This is a genomic window from Rhizobium altiplani (genome assembly GCF_001542405.1).
In the GTDB taxonomy this organism is placed as follows: Bacteria; Pseudomonadota; Alphaproteobacteria; order Rhizobiales; family Rhizobiaceae; genus Rhizobium; species Rhizobium altiplani.
This window is the reverse complement of the sequence record NZ_LNCD01000106.1, coordinates 192,810-211,959: the sequence shown is the minus strand read 5'-3', so window position 1 is coordinate 211,959 and position 19,150 is coordinate 192,810. Positions and strand designations below refer to the sequence as shown.

The window sequence follows — 19,150 nt, the reverse complement described above, 5'->3', positions numbered from 1 at the left end:
TCGCCGTTCCCTCGGGATCGCAAAGCGTGATTCGACCGTTGGTACAGGCTCCAATGGGCTGAGGCGTCGTTGTTGGCTCTATCGCCGTCAGGAAGAACGCCGGCCGAGATATTGCCCGCATCGGCGCTGCATTGGCGTCTTTGGGTTGAATCTGTAAGCTGATACGATCGTCTTGGGCGTAGGGCTTGTTGGCGCAGGAGGGGAAGATGGGCGACAACTACATCATCAGTGCCAGAAAGCGAACGGGTGATGCATTGATCGCGGAACCCGGGCCGATCAAGTTCCTGAAGGTGCCTGATGTGCTCGACAGCTACGATGCGCGCCAGGCAGTATCGAGTGCGAAGGATTGGGTCGCCGAGGTGCAGGGGCTCGCGGATGGCGACGAGAATCCGAATTCGATCGGTCCGCGGGGCGATGTGCTTATTTTTGTGCATGGCTACAACAATGACATTCCGACCGTTCTAAAGCGCATCAGGCAGTTGCGTGCGGACATGCGAGCAGAGGGTTGGCGTGGTGAGATCGTTGCCTTCGACTGGCCGAGCGACAACCAGACGCTCAACTATCTCGAGGATCGCTCGGATGCGGCGGCTGTTGCACGCGAACTCGTGACGAAGGGTATTCGACTTCTGAAGCAGAGCCAGCAGGCCGGCTGCGAAACCAATGTGCACCTGCTTGGTCATTCTACAGGCTGCTATGTGATCATGGATGCCTTTGCGCAGTCGGACAAGCAGGGCGATCTCTTCAAGGCGGACTGGCGCGTCGGCCAGGTGTCGTTCATCGGCGGCGATGTGTCCACGGATAGCCTGTCGCTTGCGAGCGACTGGAATCAGCCGATGTTCCGCCGGATCATGCGGCTCACCAACTACTCCAATCCTTTCGATTCCGTCCTTGCCGTATCCAACGCGAAGAGGCTCGGCGTTGCGCCGCGCGTCGGTCGCGTTGGGCTGCCGGCGTTGGTCAACGCTAAAGCGGTCGACGTCAATTGCGGGGAGTATTTCAATACGGTCGATCCAGCTTCGCAGCCCCAGATTGGTTCATGGACCCACTCATGGCATATCGGCAATCGGGTTTTCGCCCGCGACCTTGCGATGACTCTGGAAGGCGCTATCGATCGTCACGCCATTCCGACGCGGCGTGAAGAAGGCGGAAAGCTGATTTTGCAGGATCGGCGGCGACCGGCCTTTCAGGATGCCTGGAACGTCAAGGCGGACGCGCAGGATGCAAGGGCGCGAATCTAACGGCTCCGACGCCTCGAGAGCGGACCGGCGCGGATGGCGCGCCGGTCCAATTCTTTATTAGAAGTAGCTTTGCAGCGGACGAACTTCGAGGTTGCCAGCCCGCAGCGCCTTGATCGCCTGGGCGGCCGCCTCGGCGCCGGCCATCGTGGTGTAGTAGGGGACCTTCTGCATCAGCGTTGCGCGGCGCAGCGACTTGGAGTCGGAGATCGCCTTGTTGCCGTCCGTCGTATTGATCACGAGCTGGACCTGGCGGTTGCGGATCGCATCTTCGATGTGTGGGCGACCTTCCAGGACCTTGTTGATCTTCGTAGCCGCGATGCCGTTCTCAGCCAGGAAGCGCTGCGTGCCCCCGGTTGCCAGAACCTTGAAGCCTTCGCCGACGAGAACGCGGATGGCCGGCAGAACGCGCGGCTTGTCCTCGTCGCGGACCGATACGAAGACCGTTCCGTCACGCGGCAGTTCAACGCCGGCGCCGAGCTGCGACTTCGCAAAGGCCAGCGCGAAATCGGTGTCGAGGCCGATGACTTCGCCGGTCGAGCGCATTTCCGGGCCGAGCAGCGTGTCGACGCCGGGGAAGCGGGCAAACGGGAAGACGGCTTCCTTGACGGCGATATGCTTGAGGTTGCGCGGATCCGGCTTCTGGCCGTAGGTCGAGAACAGCGCGTCGAGCTTCTCGCCGGCCATGGCGCGGGCGGCGATCTTGGCGATTGGGGCGCCGATGGTCTTGGCGACGAAGGGAACGGTACGTGAGGCGCGCGGGTTCACTTCCAGCACGTAGACGGTGCCGTCCTTGATGGCGAACTGTACGTTCATCAGACCAACGACGTTCAGCGCCTTGGCCATCGACTTTGCCTGACGCTCGAGTTCGTCGATCATCTCGTTCGAAAGGGTGCGCGGCGGCAGTGAGCAGGCGCTATCGCCCGAATGGATGCCAGCTTCCTCGATGTGTTCCATGATGCCGGCGATGAAGGCGTCGTTGCCGTCGGAGAGGCAGTCGACGTCGACTTCGATGGCGTTCGAGAGATAGCTGTCAAACAGCAGCGGGTTCTTACCGAGCAGGGTGTTGATCTGGCCGGTCTTGTCGTTCGGGTAGCGCTGCTTGATGTCTTCGGGCACCAGTTCCGGCACGGTGTCGAGCAGGTAGGTCTGCAGCTGGCCTTCCGAATGCAGGATCTGCATGGCGCGGCCGCCGAGAACGTAGGACGGGCGCACGACCAGCGGGAAGCCGATCTCGGTGGCGACCAGGCGAGCCTGCTCGACCGAGTAGGCGATGCCGTTGTTCGGCTGGGTCAGGTCGAGCTTGATCAGGAGCTTCTGGAAGCGGTCGCGGTCTTCGGCAAGGTCGATCATGTCGGGCGCAGTGCCGAGGATCGGGATGCCGTTCTTCTCAAGCGCTTCGGCAAGCTTCAGCGGGGTCTGGCCGCCGAACTGGACGATGACGCCGACGACTTCGCCCTTTTCCTGCTCCGTGCGGAGGATCTCGATCACGTCTTCAGCCGTGAGGGGCTCGAAATAGAGGCGATCCGACGTGTCGTAGTCGGTCGAGACCGTTTCCGGGTTGCAGTTGATCATGATAGCTTCGTAGCCGGCGTCACGCAGCGCGAAGGCGGCATGGCAGCAGCAGTAGTCAAACTCGATGCCCTGGCCGATGCGGTTCGGACCGCCGCCGAGGATGACGACCTTCTTGGCGGCCGAGACTTCGGCTTCAGAGCGCAGTTCACCGACAAAAGGCGTTTCGTAGGTCGAGTACATGTAGGCGGTCGGCGAGGCGAACTCGGCAGCGCAGGTATCGATGCGCTTGAAGACCGGGCGGACGTTCAGGCTGTTGCGCAGCTCGGCGACTTCCTTCGGGCGCTTGCCCGTCAGCGTGGCGAGGCGGGCGTCGGAGAAGCCCATTGCCTTCAGCGTGCGCAGGTTCGTGGCGTCTGTCGGCAGGCCATGCTCGCGGATGCGGGCTTCCGTATCGACGATCGCCTTGAACTGGGCGATGAACCAAGGGTCGATCTTGCAGCCCTCGTGAACCTCTTCGGGGCTCATGCCCTGGCGAAGCGCCTGGGCCACCATGCGCAGGCGATCCGGCGTCGGCGTGCCGATCGCGGCGCGGATGGCGTTCTGGCTGGATTCACCTTCTTCAACACCGGGGATTTCGATTTCATCGAGGCCGGTCAGGCCGGTTTCGAGGCCGCGCAGCGCCTTCTGCAACGATTCGGCGAAGGTGCGGCCGATCGCCATGACTTCACCGACCGACTTCATGGCGGTGGTGAGAACCGGCGAGGCGCCCGGGAACTTCTCGAAGGCGAAACGCGGGATCTTGGTGACGACGTAGTCGATCGACGGTTCGAAGGAGGCGGGCGTCGCGCCGCCGGTGATGTCGTTGTCGAGCTCGTCGAGCGTGTAGCCGATGGCGAGCTTGGCGGCGACCTTGGCGATCGGGAAGCCGGTGGCCTTCGAGGCAAGCGCCGACGAACGCGAGACGCGCGGATTCATTTCGATGACGACGAGGCGGCCGTCCTTCGGGTTGACGGCGAACTGGACGTTCGAGCCGCCGGTTTCCACGCCAATCTCGCGCAGGACCGCGATCGAGGCGTTGCGCATCATCTGGTATTCCTTGTCGGTCAGCGTCAAAGCTGGCGCGACGGTGATCGAGTCGCCCGTGTGGACGCCCATCGGGTCGATGTTTTCGATCGAGCAGATGATGATGCAGTTGTCCGCCTTGTCGCGGACGACTTCCATTTCGTATTCCTTCCAGCCGAGAACCGATTCCTCGATCAGAACTTCGGTCGTTGGGGAGGCATCGAGGCCACCCCCGATGATTTCGAAGAACTCCGAGCGGTTGTAGGCAATGCCACCGCCGGTGCCGCCCATGGTGAAGGAGGGGCGGATGATGGCGGGCAGGCCGACGACGTCGATCGCCTGGGCGGCAATCGCCATGGCGTGGCTGATGTAGCGCTGCTTGCGGTCGGTCTCGCCGAGGTTCCACTGGTTTTCCAGTTCGTCGAGCGCCTTGTCGAGTTCGGCGCCGGAGAGGCTTTCCTTCAGCTTGTTGCGCTCGGCTTCATGCGTCTTGCGGTCGGCATCCTTGATGTCGGTGGCGTTGGCGAGCATCGAGCGCGGGGTTTCGAGGCCGATCTTTTCCATCGCCTCGCGGAACAGGGCGCGGTCTTCGGCCTTGTCGATAGCGGCGGGCTTGGCGCCGATCATTTCGACATTGTAACGGTCCAGGACGCCCATTCTCTTCAGGGAAAGCGCGGTGTTGAGCGCGGTCTGGCCGCCCATGGTCGGCAGCAGCGCGTCGGGGCGCTCCTTGGCGATGATCTTGGCGACGACTTCGGGGGTGATCGGCTCGACGTAGGTGGCGTCGGCGAGGCCCGGGTCGGTCATGATCGTCGCCGGGTTGGAGTTGACGAGGATGACGCGGTAGCCTTCCTCCTTCAGCGCCTTGCAGGCCTGGGTGCCGGAGTAGTCGAATTCGCAAGCCTGGCCAATGACGATCGGTCCTGCGCCGATGATGAGGATCGATTTGATATCTTGGCGCTTCGGCATGGGCGTTTTCCGTTTCCTAGCTGCGCAGAAAGCCGGCCAGGGTGGGAGGCACCGGCCGGGTCGCGCATATGATGGTCTTTTCAGGCTAGAAGCGGCTTATAGGCAAATGTATTTGTAAACGGAACCCCATAATTTGCGGAATCGACAGGAATTGGCAGCTCTTGTGAGAGCCTAGTCGATGCCCGGTACGACAAGTGCCCGGATCTCGCCTTTCCGGGCGGGATTAGAGATCGCTTCCACGCCCTCCTTGAAACCGATCCGGCGGGAGATCAGTGGCTCGACTTGGATCGTTCCCGACGCGATCAGTTCGGCCGCCCGCCGGTGAGTGAACGGGTTGATAAATGAGCTTACCAGCTTGATCTCTCGGAAGAGGAGATCGAACGGCTCGATTGCGACCTTCACACCCTGCGGCATGACTCCGAGGATCACGACCGTGCCGCCGCGCCGCGCAAGCCCAGGTGCCTGTTCGATCGTTTCCGCGACGCCCGCGCATTCGATGACGACATCGGCGCCTCCCGGCAACAAACCGTCGTGCGCGGTCAAGCGGGACACGATATCGCCGACCGAGGGATCCGCATTCGCGGTCGCTCCCAGCCTTTCGGCGACCCTCCGCTTCTCTTCGCTGCGGGTAACGAGAACAACCTTTGTCGCTCCCGCCAGGCGGGCCAACTGGACGACCAGCAAGCCGATCACGCCGCCGCCAAGGACGACAACCGACGAGCCCGTTCGGATTTCCGCAAGGTCGACACCGTGGATGCAGCAGGCGAGAGGTTCGCAGAAGGCGCCATGCAGAGGCGGCAGTGCCAAGGGCAGCTCGAAAGCCTTCTGCTGCGGGATGCAGACATATTCCGCAAAGCCACCGTCGCGATGGATGCCGGTCGCCTGCAGGTTATGGCAGAGATTGACGCGGCCGCGCTGGCATTCTGGACACTGACCGCATGCGATATTCGGATCGCCGGTGACGCGCATGCCTTCGCGAAAGCCGCTCACGCCATCGCCCACTCTTTCGATGATGCCGCAGAACTCATGGCCGAGCGTAACGGGCGGCTTGGAAGGAAACTCTCCGAGGAACAGATGCCGGTCGGTGCCGCAAATGCCACAAGCCTCCACACGAACCAGCAACTCGCCAACACCCGGGTCGGGACGCTCTACCTCGCGCAGAGCCAGCTTGCCCGTCGCTTCGAGCCGAAGTGCCTTCATGTCTCTCCTCCTCAGACTTCGTCTCGCAAGGAGGCCCGAATGTCGATGTCTCGTCAAGCTGGTCCACAGTGGTGTACGGGTTCTCTCAGGTTAACTGGAATTTCCCGATCATCGAGATATATACCTACCGATCGAAGGTTTAGCCCAGGGGAACCGTCATGGAGTGGAAAGGCCGGCGTCAGTCCGACAACATCGAGGATCGTCGTGGCGATCCTTCCATGGGCGGATTGGGCAGAAGTGGAGGCTTCGGCTTTCCTACCGGCGGCGGCATGGGCCGGCGCGGCGGCGGCCTGAGCATCGGCACCATCATCTTTCTTGTTGTCATCTATTTTATCCTCAAGGCCATGGGCATAGACCTGCTGCAGGTTATGGATGGCGGCATGACGACCAACGGCCCCGGCTATGAGCAAAGCGAATCGGGAAGTCAGACACCTGCCAACGATGAAATGACCGCATTCGTTCGTACCGTTCTTGCCGAGACCGAGGACACGTGGAACGGGATCTTCAAGTCCCTTGGTCGTCAGTACGAAGAGCCTCGCCTCGTTCTCTTTTCCGGACAGACGCAGTCTGCCTGCGGCTTTGCCTCGGCGGCGACCGGTCCTTTCTACTGCCCGAGCGACCACAAGGTCTATCTCGACACTGCCTTCTTCAACCAGCTCAGCCGCCAGTTCGGCGCCTCCGGCGATTTCGCCGAAGCCTACGTCGTTGCGCATGAAGTCGGCCATCATGTTCAGAACTTGCTCGGCATCCTGCCGAAATTCAACGAGGCGCGTCAGCGGATGAGCGAGGCGGAGGCCAACAAGATGTCCGTCCGCGTTGAACTGCAGGCCGACTGCTTCGCCGGCATCTGGGGCAAATTTACCGATCAGAAGGGCATTCTCGAAGCCGGTGATCTGGAGGAGGCGCTGAACGCAGCCCAGCAGATTGGCGACGACAGGCTGCAGAAGCGCAGCCAGGGCTACGTCGTGCCCGAGAGTTTCAACCACGGCACTTCGGAGCAGCGGGCGCGTTGGTTCAAGCGCGGCTTCGACAGCGGGCAGTTGTCGGCCTGCGATACCTTCTCAGGCCCCGTGTGATTTGAGGCAGCCTCTCCTTATGTGGAGAGGCTGGCCAGCATCACTTTTCACTGTCCATATGTCTGATCTGTGCGTCAGGGTAGCGTGCACCCGCCGCGGCGTCCTTCGGCACGGCGCGTTCGATGGCCGCCATATCCTCGGTGGACAATTGCACAGAGCGCGAACCGAGCGCTTCGGTAAGCTGGTCACGTCGGCGCGCGCCGACGAGGGGCACGATGTCCTGCCCGCGGGCCGCCACCCAGGCGATGGCGATCTGAGCGACAGATACCCGCTTCTCGTCCGCGATCTTTCGCAGTTCCTCGACGAGCGCGAGGTTCTGATCGATGTTGCTGTCCTGGAAGCGCGGGCTCATGCCGCGGAAATCACCGGAGCCGGTTGCCTGTCCCTTATGCCAATGTCCGCTGATCAGGCCGCGGGAGAGAACACCGTAGGCGGTGATTGAAATCCCGAGCTCACGGCAGGTTGGCAGGATCTGGTTCTCGATGCCGCGCGAGATCAGTGAATACTCGATCTGCAGATCGCAAATCGGATGGGCGCTGGCTGCGCGGCGTATGGTATCTGCGCCGACTTCCGAAAGGCCGACATGCCTGACGTACCCTGCCTTGATCATGTCACCGATCGTGCCCACCGTTTCCTCGATGGGAACGTTGGGATCCAGGCGGGCGGGGCGGTAGATGTCGATGTAGTCGACGTCGAGACGCTTCAGCGTGTAGGCGAGGAAGTTCTTGATCGCGGCGGGCCGGGAGTCGTAGCCGCTCCAGTTGCCGGCTGGATCGCGCAGGGCGCCGAACTTGACGCTGATGACGACGTCGTCCCGCTTGCGGCCCTTCAACGCTTCGCCGATCAGCATCTCGTTGTGGCCCATGCCGTAGAAGTCGCCGGTGTCGAGCAGGTTGATGCCGACGTCGAGAGCAGCATGAATCGTGGCAATGCTCTCGCTGCGGTCGGATGGCCCGTACATGCCGGACATGCCCATGCAGCCGAGGCCGATGGCCGATACCATTGGGCCGGTTTCTCCCAAACGATGCTTTTCCATTTCGTTCTCCTTCGTCACGCCGATGTTGATCGCCGGGAATAGTTTTATCGCGCCCCGGCCTCGTGCGATAATCCATATGAATGCGAACGAGCTGTACGGGGAAATGCACAATGGAAGACCTTCCTCTCAATGATCTGGATGCCTTCACGGCCATTGCAAGGGAGCGCAGCTTTCGCGCCGCTGCCCGCAAGCGCGGTGTCTCCGCTTCTTCACTGAGCGACTCGCTGCGGCGGCTGGAGGAGCATGTCGGTGTTCGCCTGCTCAACCGGACGACCCGCAGCGTCACGCCGACGGAGGCTGGGGAGCGGCTGCTCCAACGCCTGACACCTGCGCTTAGCGAAATCTCCTTGGCGCTCCAGCAACTCGACGTTTTCCGTGATAGCCCGAGCGGAACCCTCCGCCTCAATGTGCCGATCATCGCCACGCGGCTTTTCCTGCCTGATCTCGCCAGCCGTTTTCTGAAGCGTTACCCGCGGATCTCGCTCGAGATCGTCGGAGAGGATACGTTCGTCGATGTGCTCGCAGCCGGGTATGACGCCGGCATCCGCTATGACGAGCGGCTTGATCGCGACATGATCGCAGTGCCGATCGGGCCGCGCCGTCAAAGATATGTCACGGCGGCCGCGCCTGACTACCTCGAGCGCCGCGGTATCCCTGGTCACCCGCGCGACCTGCTCGAGCATGAGTGTATCAGGCATCGTTTCCTCAGCGGAGCTGCGTTGCCCTGGGAGTTCGAGCGGGCAGACGAGACTCTAGTGATTACGCCGAAGGGGCCGATCATCGCCAACACGATCGAAATGCAAGTCTCGGCTGCGGTCACCGGGCTCGGCATCATCAGGACCTTCGAGGAGGTTCTGATGCCCGCCATCGAGAGGGGAGAATTGGTGCCGATCCTCGATGATTGGGTGACGGAATTCTCAGGTCCGTTTCTCTACTATGCGAGCCGCAAACACATGCCGCCTGCGCTTCGGGCGTTCGTCGACTTCGTCAAAGGCGAACCGCGGAAAGAGGGGTAGAATCCCCGTTTGTTCCGGTTCTCGATCAACTTAACTCGTGAGCCTATCAAAAGATTTGAAATGTTCACGGATTGTTTCGCTAATATACGTGAGCTATGTAACAAATGCCGGCGACGAGATCGTCTTTTCAGAAATAGCCTGCTGTAGAGATGCCTCATGCTTGATCCGAAATTCGTTCGTCGCGGCTTGTTCCTTGTCTTCATGATCCTGTTTCTCGACGTGATCGGGATCGCGATCATCATGCCTGTGCTGCCCGCTTATCTTGAGCAATTGACCGGTGGGTCCGTGAGCGATGCAGCTCTCGATGGTGGCTGGCTGCTTGTCGTCTATGCGGTCATGCAGTTCCTGTTTGCGCCGTTCCTGGGCAATCTCAGCGACCGCTTCGGGCGGCGCCCCATTCTGCTTCTGTCGGTGCTGACCTTTGCGATCGACAACTTCATCTGCGCAGTGGCGACGAGCTTCTGGATGCTTTTTATCGGTCGTGCGCTGGCTGGCTTCAGCGGCGGCAGCTTTGCGACCTGTTCCGCCTACATCGCCGACATCAGCAATGATGACAATCGGGCCAAGAATTTCGGCCTGATCGGCATTGCGTTTGGCGTCGGTTTCACGATCGGCCCTGTCATCGGCGGCTTCCTCGGCGAGTTCGGCCCCCGGGTACCGTTTTTTGGGGCAGCGGCGCTCTCGTTCCTCAATTTCGTTGCCGCCCATTTCATGCTTCCCGAGACATTGGAGGCAAAGAATCGCCGGACGTTTGAGTGGAAGCGTGCCAATCCTCTTGGCGCGCTGAAGCAGATGCGAAACTACCCCGGTATTGGGTCAATCTGTGCGGTCATGTTCCTTTTCTGGCTGGCGCATGCCGTCTATCCGGCGGTCTGGGCCTTCGTATCGACTTTCCGTTATGGCTGGAGCGAGGGCCAGATCGGCCTGTCTCTCGGCATCTACGGCATCGGCGCAGCCTTTGTCATGGGCGTCATTCTGCCGAAGATCGTGCCGGTACTCGGCGAGTGGAAGACGGCAGTGCTGGGCTTGTGTTTTTCCGTCGTCGGACTGACGGGTTACGCCTTCGCCTGGGAGGGCTGGATGGTCTACACGATCATCGTGCTGACGGTGATGGAAAATGTCGCCGATCCGCCGCTGCGAAGCATAGCAGTCGCCAAGGTGCCCCCCTCTGCTCAAGGAGAATTGCAAGGGGCGCTCACCAGCCTCAGCAGCATCACCACGATCGTCGGGCCGCTGATCTTTACGCAGCTGTTCGGCTACTTCACTGGACCCGAGGCGCCGGTGCGTTTCGCCGGGGCGCCATACCTGCTGTCGGCCATCATCATCCTGATCGCGGCCATTGTGTTCTTGACGAAGGTACGCACGGTCAAGGTCGCAGATGCCGTCGAGCAGCCGGCCGAGTGAGCCATCAGAATTCGTGATGCGATGATGAATTTTTCATCATTTGCCTAGTTTTGAATGGCTCTTTGCGGAGCTTTGATCTAATTCCTCTTGATGTTTTGCCGCAACTTGCGGCCGTCAGCGATTCAATCACAGGACTGGTGTCATGGACACGCCGATCGACGCGCGCAAGCTAGCGCCGAAAAACGATAACCATTGGGCTGCGCATTTCCGCGCCACGCTGGCGCTCGGAGTCCCGTTGATTGGCGCGCAGCTGGCCCAGCTCGGCATCAACACGACCGACGTGATGATTGTCGGCCGTCTCGGTGCTGAAAACCTCGCTGCCATGGTGCTATCGGCGCAGTTCCTGTTCACGATCCTCGTTTTCGGCTCGGGTTTCGCCATCGCGGTCATACCTATGGTTGCGCAGGCCTACGGGAAGGGCGACGTCGTCAGCGTGCGCCGGTCGCTGCGCATGGGCCTTTGGGTCGTGCTGGCCTATTGGGTGATCATGCTGCCAGCGTTCTTCAATTCCGAGCGGATCCTGCTTGCCGCTGGACAGAAGCCCGAAGTGGCTGCACTCGCGCATGGCTACATATTGATCGGTCAATTCGGCGTGCTGCCGGGGCTGCTTTACAATGTCATGCGTGCGCTGGTCAGCGCGATCGGCCGCGCGGCGGTCATTCTCAACGTGACGATCGCGATGCTGGTGCTGAACGCCTTCTTCGCATATGCGCTGGTGCTCGGCCATTTCGGCTTCCCGGCAATGGGCCTAGAGGGAGCGGCGATCGTTTCGGTCGTCGTGCAGGCCGCCGGCTTCCTGTTTATCATTGGCTATGTGCAGAGCAGGGCGGAGACGCGGCGCTACGAGATATTCGTCCGGTTCTGGCGTCCCGACTGGAAGGCCTTCTGGGAAGTCGTGCGTCTCGGCCTGCCGATCAGCGTGACGATCCTCGCCGAAGTGAGCCTCTTTACCGTTGCCTCGCTGCTGATGGGGCAAATCGGAACGATCGAGCTCGCCGCTCACGGCATCGCGCTGCAATGGGCGTCGATTGCCTTCATGATCCCGCTTGGCCTGTCGCAGGCGGCCACCGTTCGGGTCGGCGTCGCGCACGGGCAGGGCGACTACACCGCAGTCGTTCGGGCTTCGATCGCTGTCGTCGTCATCGCCTGCCTGATCGCGGCGGCCGGCAGCATTCTGTTTGCTGCCGTTCCCGAGTTCCTGGGAAGCTGGTTCCTTGATACGACCCTGCCGGAGGCACCTCAGGTGCTTGCCTATGCTGGGCCGCTGATCGTTGTGGCAGGGCTCTTCCAGTTGGTCGATGGCTTGCAGGCAATCGCCAATGGCCTGCTGCGCGGCTTGAAGGATGCGCGGGTACCGATGATCCTGGCGCTGATCGCCTATTGGCCGATTGGCTTCTTCCTCGCCTGGGCCTTTGCGTTCCCGCTTGGCTTCGGTGGAATCGGCATCTGGTTCGGCTTCTTGGTCGGGCTGGCGGCGGCAGCCGTGATGCTTTGCGGACGCTTCTACCTGCTTGTCCGCCGCGAAAAGAACATGGCCGGCGTCTAGCCGGCCATTCGGATCAAGCCGCGATCGGCTTGTAGTTGGCAATGTCGGCGCGAATGCCTAGGCGTTCGAACAGCGCCTGCGGATCGAAGTTTCTGGCGCGATGGGCTGCCTGCACCACCGCTTTGACCCGGTCGATCACCTCGGCACTTTCCCATTGCGCGATCGTCACGAAGTTGAACTCGCCAGGCCCTGAAACCTGCTCCAGCACCTGATGGCTGATGAAGCCCTCCTGCGCCTGCAAGACCTCGTGCGTCTTCAGCACGTTCATGAGGAATTCCTCCCGCGCAGCCTCCGGAACAGCAAACTTGTCGATCCGGTAAAACGCTCCGTTCATCCCTGTCTCCTTTGCTTTGGATGTCACAAGCACGGGTGTAATTCCTCAAGTTAAGTTGAGGTCAATAGGTCGACACAAATGGCCACTGTAGGTGACCCGTGGGTGGTTAGGGCCGGTCTGCCTTGTGCGTAGAGGTTGGAAGGGAGCTCTAATTTGGTCGCACCAACCAAGCGACGTCAGATTGTAAGCAAATTCATTTCTGCGTAGCATCGGTCGGACCGTTGTGAGGAACTTGGGAGGAGGTCCTGCAGCATGTCCAAGCTCGTGTTCGCTTTGAACCAGTCCCTGGATGGTTATGTCGACCATATGGAATTTGGGCCGCCCGATCCCGTGCTCTTTCGTCATTTCATCGACGACGTGCGCGGCCTTGCCGGAAGCGTATACGGTCGCCGCATGTACGAGGCGATGCGGTATTGGGACGAAGACCATGCCGAATGGGACGAGGCGGAGCGCGACTACGCAGCGGCGTGGCGGCGCCAACCGAAATGGGTCGTGTCGCGCTCGCTGCAATCAGTCGGCCCGAACGCCACGCTTGTCGCGGACGACATCGAAGCGACCATCCGCGGGTTGAAGGCTCAGCTGGACGGAGTGATTGAAGTTTCCGGACCTGAACTGGCGCGAAGTCTTGGTGACCTCGGTCTGGTCGATGAGTATCGAATGTATCTCCATCCCGTCGTGCTTGGTCGCGGCAAGCCGTTCTTCGCCGGCCCGCGGCCGCCGCTGCGCCTCGTGGCGAGCGATCGAATTGGCGGGGACGTGATCAGGTTGACATACGTTCTGGCATAGTCGCGCGACCGACCCGCCTCAGTCCGGCGGTGGCCGCGCGCTTATAATCTGCGACCTAGTAATTATACATCGACATTGGATCGTTGATGCAGGCGTAGTCCAGGAGGCACTGCTTGCCCGTACGGTCACGCAAGCTGGCGGTGCTCAGCTTGTCGCCTGGGCCGCATTGAGCTGGCGGATAGCGAAAGTTGCGGCCTCCGAAGCCGAGGCGGACATAGACCTTCTTGGATTGGCGGATAATCTGCGCGAGCTGTGCGCAGCTGTAGTCTTTCGCATCGACCTTCACAGGCCCGGCGGCAAAGGATACCGTCGGGAGCAAGCACGCAACGACTAGAACCAAGCATCTCATGGCTGGCGGCCTCCTGACCGAAACTCAGTAAATCAGCACTCTCGACGCTATTCAAACGGATATCGCGTGGCGGCAGCCGCGGATGCGCGCAATAGCTAAAAACGAGAAAAGCCCGCTGGGAAGCGGGCTTTCGAATTGCGTGAAGGGATCCGTCTCAGCGCTCGGCGAGAGCTTCCTCGCCCTTCTTCGCGCGCACCAGATTGATGAAGCGACGGAAGAGGTAGTGGCTGTCCTGCGGGCCGGGGGAGGCTTCCGGGTGATGCTGCACCGAGAAGATCGGCTTACCAGCGACACGCAGGCCGCAGTTGGTGCCGTCGAAGAGGGAAACGTGAGTCTCTTCAACGCCATGGGGCAGAGACTTCGTGTCGACCGCGAAGCCGTGGTTCATCGAGACGATCTCGACCTTGCCTGTGGTGTGATCCTTGACGGGGTGGTTGGCGCCATGATGGCCCTGGTGCATCTTTTCGGTCTTGGCGCCGAGCGCGAGGCCGAGCATCTGGTGACCGAGGCAGATGCCGAAGACCGGGATGTCGGTCTTGATCAGCTTCTGGATAACAGGAACGGCGTATTCGCCTGTTGCGGCCGGGTCGCCCGGGCCGTTCGACAGGAAGATGCCGTCGGGCTGCATGGCAAGCACATCCTCGGCACTCGTCGTTGCCGGCATGACGGTGACCTTGCAGTCGAGGCCGGCAAAGAGGCGCAGGATGTTGCGCTTGACGCCGTAGTCGAGGCAGACGACGTGATACGTCGCATTTTCCGGGGTAAGCTCGCCGTAACCTTCGTTCCAGATCCACGGGGTCTGCGCCCACTGCGACGTTTGGCCTGACGAAGCGATCTTGGCGAGGTCGAGGCCTTCGAGGCCGCTCCACGCCTTGGCTTCCGCCTTCAGCGTCTCAACGTCGAACACACCGTTGGGGTCATGGGCGATAACGGCGTTCGGCGAGCCGTTTTCGCGGATCCAAGCCGTCAGCGCGCGTGTGTCGACACCGCAGAGGCCGATGATGCCGCGAGCCTTCAGCCAGGCATCGAGGTGCTTGACGGCGCGGTAGTTGGACGGATCGGTGATATCGGCCTTGAAGATGACGCCGACGGCGCCGTGGCGTGCTGCTGGCGTCAGGTCCTCGATGTCTTCGTCGTTGGTGCCGATGTTGCCGATATGCGGGAAGGTAAAGGTGACAATCTGGCCGAGATAGGAGGGGTCCGTCAAAATCTCTTCGTAGCCAGTCAGCGCCGTGTTGAAGACCACCTCAGCCTGGACCTTGCCGGTCGCGCCGATGCCCTTGCCTTCGATGACGGTTCCGTCTGCAAGAACGAGCAGGGCAGTCGGCTTTTCGGTTGTCCAGGGTGCTGTCGCGGTCATCTTCATCCCGTTTCCGGCAGCCACACGTCCTTGGGCAACGTTGGCCGGCCATTTGGTTCGCAAGCATATGCGCGCGGCAAGGCGCGCGCTCTCAGGCCTGATCACGAATTTTGGTGCAGGTGGCGGTAAATAGCCATGCTGTTGCGCGAGGTCAATCTTTGTAGCGCACATTCTGCGGGTTTTCTCGCGCTTTCTGCCGTCATTTTCCGCAATTTATTTGATCCCATGCATTCGCGTGGTTTATGAAGCGGCATTCAAACAGGAGTGATTATGATGTTGCGCGATCAACTCGCCGCCGCCCTCAAGGATGCCATGAAGTCCAAGAATGCCGAGCGGCTCTCGACCGTTCGCCTGATTCAGGCCGCCATCAAGGACCGGGATATTGCCAATCGTGGCGCCGGCAAGGAAGAAGCGAGCGACGACGAAGTCCTGCAGATCCTCGCCAAGATGGTGAAGCAGCGCGACGAATCGGCGAAGATCTACGAAGAAAACGCGCGCCCCGAACTGGCCGCTAAAGAGCGTGCCGAAATTGCGGTGCTCCATGATTTCCTGCCGAAACAGCTTTCGGATGCGGAGGTTCGCAGCAACATCGCCGCGATCATCGCGGAAATCGGCGCCGCCGGCCCGAAGGACATGGGCAAGGTGATGGCCGTCCTGAAGGAGCGCTATGCCGGCCAGATGGATTTCTCCAAGGCCTCCGGCGCCGTCAAGGAACAGCTGAACTAATCAGCGCAGGCTCGCCGTCTTTCTGGCGGCGAGCCCCAGAACCGCTTCTGCGGCAGCATCGACAATGGCGAATTTCGCGGCCTGATAACCCCAATACTCCATGATAAACGCGCGCGAAATCCAGGTGTCGCCCTTATAGGGCGGTTGTGTCCAACCCACGCTTCCCATTTCGGATGCCGTCGTCAGCAGGCGCTTCAAATGCGTGTTGGAGATCATGAACTGGTCACGGATTTCCTTGAGCGACACGGGGCCGATGTGGGCCCGTTCCGAGTTGCGATCGAAGTTGTCGATACTGATCATAAGGTAGTCCATGATCAGGCCGCCGGAGTTTGCCCAGTTGAACAGATTGTATGTAGCGCCTGGGTCGCGCACGGCATCGCTATCGATAATCCCCTTGGAGATCAGCGGCTGCATCCTCGAGAAGGCCGAGGGGTCGGCATTCATCCGGTCCAGCCGATTGCCGCCGTCAAGACTGTCGAGAATAAAAAGGTGGGTGGCGAGCCACCTGTAAAAGTGTTCGTGAGCGGTTTCCGTCGGCTCCAACAGGCGCGTGCGCTTGTCGCTGGTACTCAAGACCGGACTAAGGAACCGGTAGGCTAGCATTTCCTGGATAAAGGCTGCGGCGGTATTGCGGCTCGCAATCTTGTTCGCAACGGCAAAGGCGATGAAACGGCGCGAATAAAGGCCGAGCTTCGGTTCGCCGGGATAGCCGAAGTGGAGTGCAAAGCCGGCATGGGCCATCAACCAGCGTTGCTGCGCGGCAAAGATCGATGCGATGCGCGGGCTCTCGCGGTAGATCGTCAGCATTTCGCGGGCGCAGTTCAGCACGGCCACGAAAAAGGCGTCGCTTTCTAAAAAATCCTCAACTCTATGTGGCATTCGATGATCCCGGTAGGATACTTTCATTGGGCATCGAAGGAGAACTGTCAATGCCATCCACTGCCCGCAGCGGACATGAAGACATCGAAGATAAAACTTTAGGTGAAATTATAGAAGGCAGGAGCTGGGGGTGCTCCTGCCTTCTTGCTCTTTGCTTCCGGTGGCGACGCAGGACCGAGATCCAAGCCACCGGTTACTCGCAAAGACACCCTTGCGAGGCGGCGCCGGGGGTAGGGATGGTGCCTCGCTTGGGGATCGCTTCTTTCCCATTGAAGTTATTGCGACGCGGCAACTGATTCAAATTACAAAAAAATAATGATTGGCGACGGGGCTGCCTTAGGTGTGGCAACCGCGATGGAGGCTACTGCGCGCCGACATGAAATTCGTCGGTCGGAGCAAGTCGGAAGCCGTTGTTCCGAAATCGGTTTTTGACGATAGTCAGAACTGAGACGGTCGGGACGCCTGCTTGCATACACGCAAAACGTGGGGTTATTGCCATCAGTGTCGCACCCCCTGTCGCAGGGGCGGTAACGCAATTTTGAACACTCATTTCGGGAGAATTTTGAGCAGGCAATGGTCCTGTGAATAGCGCGGCTTTCGCCCAAATGCCGTGGCATGTGCGGATGAACCTGCTTATATGGACCCAATCAAGAGGTTCACATGCGCTTTTCCAATTCCTTTCTCGACGAGATACGCGATCGCGTGCCGATTTCGGACGTGATTGGCCGTCGTGTGAGCTGGGACAAGCGCAAGACCAACGTGTCGCGCGGCGACTATTGGGCCTGCTGCCCGTTTCACGGCGAGAAGTCGCCGAGCTTCCACTGCGAGGACCGAAAGGGGCGCTACCACTGCTTCGGCTGCGGCGTCACCGGCGATCACTTCCGCTTTCTCACAGATCTGGAAGGGTTGAATTTTCCGGAGGCGGTGCAGCAGATCGCCGACATGGCGGGCGTTGCCATGCCGGTTGCCGATCCGGTTATGGAGAAGCGCGAGAAGGAGCGCACTTCGCTTCTCGACGTGATGGAGCTTGCGACCAAGTACTTTCAGGATCAGTTGCAGACGGCAAACGGCGCGCGGGCGCGGGCTTATCTTCGCGACCGCGGGCTGACGGGACGCACGATCGAGACCTTCCGGCTCGGCTTTGCCCCCGATAGCCGAAACGCACTCAAGGAGTTTCTGGCGGGCAAGGGCATTGCCAAGGAACAGATCGAAGCATGTGGGCTCGTGGTCCATGGTCCCGAGGTGCCGGTCTCCTACGATCGCTTCCGCGACCGCATCATGTTCCCGATCCTGTCATCTCGCGAGAAGGTAATTGCGTTCGGGGGGCGTGCCATGTCGCCTGATGCGCCCGCGAAGTATCTCAATTCCAACGAGACAGAGCTCTTCCACAAAGGCAATGTGCTCTACAATTTCGCACGCGCCCGCCGGGCGACGCAGGGTGCGAACGGCGAGGGCACGATCATCGCCGTCGAAGGCTATATGGACGTGATCGCGCTGCATCAGGCTGGCGTCGAGAATGCCGTGGCGCCGCTCGGCACGGCATTGACCGAGAACCAGCTTGAACTCCTCTGGAAGATGACGCCGCAGCCCGTGCTTTGCTTCGATGGCGACGGCGCCGGCATTCGCGCCGCCAATCGCGCTGCCGATCTGGCGCTTCCGCATATCAAGCCGGGGCGCACCGTGCGCTTTGCCCTGTTGCCCGACGGCAAGGACCCGGACGATTTGGTGCGCAACGAAGGCCGTGCGCCCTTCGACAAGGTGATGAGCCAGGCCAAGCCGCTGGCAGAGATGATCTGGGGCCGTGAGATCAACACCGGGCAGTTCGAGACGCCTGAAGCGAAGGCCGAGCTCGAAGCGCGGTTGAAGCAGCTGGTTGGTGTCATTGCCGATGAGAATGTGCGCCGTCACTACCAGCAGGATATGCGCGACCGCCTGAACGGCTTCTTCCAGCCGCAATTCCAGAATCGCGGCAATGAGCGGCGAAGCTTTGATCGTGGCGGTGGACAATCCCGTGGCCGTGGCAACGAGGGGCCACGCGGCCCGCGCCTTTCCGGCGGAGGCATTTCCGATCGGCTCGCCCGCTCCGGTCTGGTTCGAGGCCACCAGGAGACGCCTGCCTTGCGCGAGAGCGTTCTGGCGCTGACAGTTATCAATCATCCGGCCTTGATGCAGGACGAGTACGACGAAATCGCCTCGATCGACTACGACAATCGCGAGCTTCAGCGGCTCTGGTCTGTCATGCTCGGCGCCGCCGCGGCCGTGGCCGGCCCGCACCTCACGCGAGAGCACCTGCTGGAGCGCATGGAAGAGCAAGGCTTCGGCTCATTGCTACAGGGGCTCGAGCAGCAGATCCGCAATGCCCGCCTTTGGATCGCTACATCGGAGGCTGCGATGGAGGATGCGCGCGAAGGCTACCGGCAGGCGCTCGCCTTCCACAAACGCGCCAAAGCGCTGCGTTTCCAGAAGATCGAGCTCGAACGCGAGATCGCCGAGGCAACCGAGGCCGGCAACGGCGAGGTGATCGATCAGTTGATGCGCGCATTGCAGGAGGTTCATTTCGAGGGGCTTCGCTTAGAGAACCAGGAAGCGATCATCGATGGATTCGGCGTGCTCTCCGGCCGCGTCAAGGGAGCGGCTAGCCATTGAGGGATTCTACA

Annotated in this window: 15 protein-coding genes; 8 read left to right on the top strand and 7 right to left on the bottom strand. The window is 60.8% G+C overall.

What is annotated here, in order from left to right:
* Nucleotides 1–206: 206 nt before the first annotated feature.
* On the top strand, nt 207–1,238 hold the full coding sequence (locus AS026_RS26190) for an alpha/beta fold hydrolase (RefSeq protein WP_062372790.1): 1,032 nt from the start codon (nt 207–209) through the stop codon (nt 1,236–1,238).
* 57 nt (nt 1,239–1,295) lie between these two features.
* Here AS026_RS26190 and carB read toward each other — a convergent pair whose 3' ends face one another.
* Nucleotides 1,296–4,781 (bottom strand): carbamoyl-phosphate synthase large subunit, encoded by a 3,486-nt coding sequence (gene carB / locus AS026_RS26185; RefSeq protein WP_062372787.1) that lies wholly within the window; start codon nt 4,779–4,781, stop codon nt 1,296–1,298.
* Between the two features lie 171 nt (nt 4,782–4,952).
* Nucleotides 4,953–5,981, bottom strand: coding sequence for a zinc-dependent alcohol dehydrogenase family protein (locus AS026_RS26180; RefSeq protein ID WP_062372783.1), 1,029 nt, complete (start codon nt 5,979–5,981; stop codon nt 4,953–4,955).
* A gap of 158 nt (nt 5,982–6,139) precedes the next feature.
* Between AS026_RS26180 and ypfJ the strand changes: the two genes are divergently transcribed.
* Nucleotides 6,140–7,057 (top strand): KPN_02809 family neutral zinc metallopeptidase, encoded by a 918-nt coding sequence (gene ypfJ / locus AS026_RS26175; protein ID WP_062372780.1) that lies wholly within the window; start codon nt 6,140–6,142, stop codon nt 7,055–7,057.
* A 40-nt stretch (nt 7,058–7,097) separates the two neighbouring features.
* On the opposite strand, the gene AS026_RS26170 is transcribed toward ypfJ, so the two are convergent.
* A complete protein-coding gene (locus AS026_RS26170; RefSeq protein WP_062372890.1) occupies nt 7,098–8,093 on the bottom strand; it encodes an aldo/keto reductase in 996 nt (331 codons plus the stop codon).
* Between the two features lie 110 nt (nt 8,094–8,203).
* Here AS026_RS26170 and AS026_RS26165 point away from each other — a divergent pair, with 110 nt between their 5' ends.
* The 3 genes from AS026_RS26165 (at nt 8,204) to AS026_RS26155 (ending at nt 12,059) form a co-directional block, all read left to right on the top strand.
* Nucleotides 8,204–9,109: a LysR family transcriptional regulator gene (locus AS026_RS26165; protein ID WP_062372777.1), complete on the top strand. Its 906-nt coding sequence runs from the start codon at nt 8,204–8,206 to the stop codon at nt 9,107–9,109.
* Between the two features lie 156 nt (nt 9,110–9,265).
* On the top strand, nt 9,266–10,513 hold the full coding sequence (locus AS026_RS26160; RefSeq protein ID WP_062372774.1) for a TCR/Tet family MFS transporter: 1,248 nt from the start codon (nt 9,266–9,268) through the stop codon (nt 10,511–10,513).
* Between the two features lie 142 nt (nt 10,514–10,655).
* A complete protein-coding gene (locus AS026_RS26155) occupies nt 10,656–12,059 on the top strand; it encodes an MATE family efflux transporter (RefSeq protein WP_062372771.1) in 1,404 nt (467 codons plus the stop codon).
* Between the two features lie 13 nt (nt 12,060–12,072).
* Here the strand turns inward: AS026_RS26155 and AS026_RS26150 are convergent, their stop codons facing one another.
* Entirely contained in the window at nt 12,073–12,393 is a 321-nt protein-coding gene (locus AS026_RS26150; protein WP_018857184.1) for an antibiotic biosynthesis monooxygenase family protein, read from the bottom strand.
* A gap of 252 nt (nt 12,394–12,645) precedes the next feature.
* On the opposite strand from AS026_RS26150, the gene AS026_RS26145 reads away from it, so the two are divergent.
* On the top strand, nt 12,646–13,179 hold the full coding sequence (locus AS026_RS26145; protein ID WP_025662828.1) for a dihydrofolate reductase family protein: 534 nt from the start codon (nt 12,646–12,648) through the stop codon (nt 13,177–13,179).
* Nucleotides 13,180–13,234: 55 nt separating this feature from the next.
* On the opposite strand, the gene AS026_RS26140 is transcribed toward AS026_RS26145, so the two are convergent.
* Complete coding sequence (locus tag AS026_RS26140; RefSeq protein WP_018857182.1) at nt 13,235–13,528, bottom strand: hypothetical protein; 294 nt, start codon at nt 13,526–13,528, stop codon at nt 13,235–13,237.
* A gap of 154 nt (nt 13,529–13,682) precedes the next feature.
* A complete protein-coding gene (gene carA, locus AS026_RS26135; protein ID WP_025659294.1) occupies nt 13,683–14,888 on the bottom strand; it encodes a glutamine-hydrolyzing carbamoyl-phosphate synthase small subunit in 1,206 nt (401 codons plus the stop codon).
* 273 nt (nt 14,889–15,161) lie between these two features.
* On the opposite strand from carA, the gene AS026_RS26130 reads away from it, so the two are divergent.
* Nucleotides 15,162–15,614, top strand: a complete 453-nt coding sequence (locus tag AS026_RS26130; protein ID WP_062372887.1) for a GatB/YqeY domain-containing protein — start codon at nt 15,162–15,164, stop codon at nt 15,612–15,614.
* Here the strand turns inward: AS026_RS26130 and AS026_RS26125 are convergent, their stop codons facing one another.
* Nucleotides 15,615–16,493, bottom strand: a complete 879-nt coding sequence (locus AS026_RS26125; RefSeq protein ID WP_018857179.1) for a hypothetical protein — start codon at nt 16,491–16,493, stop codon at nt 15,615–15,617.
* A 660-nt stretch (nt 16,494–17,153) separates the two neighbouring features.
* On the opposite strand from AS026_RS26125, the gene dnaG reads away from it, so the two are divergent.
* Nucleotides 17,154–19,139 (top strand): DNA primase, encoded by a 1,986-nt coding sequence (dnaG, locus tag AS026_RS26120; RefSeq protein WP_018857178.1) that lies wholly within the window; start codon nt 17,154–17,156, stop codon nt 19,137–19,139.
* Nucleotides 19,140–19,150: the final 11 nt, after the last annotated feature.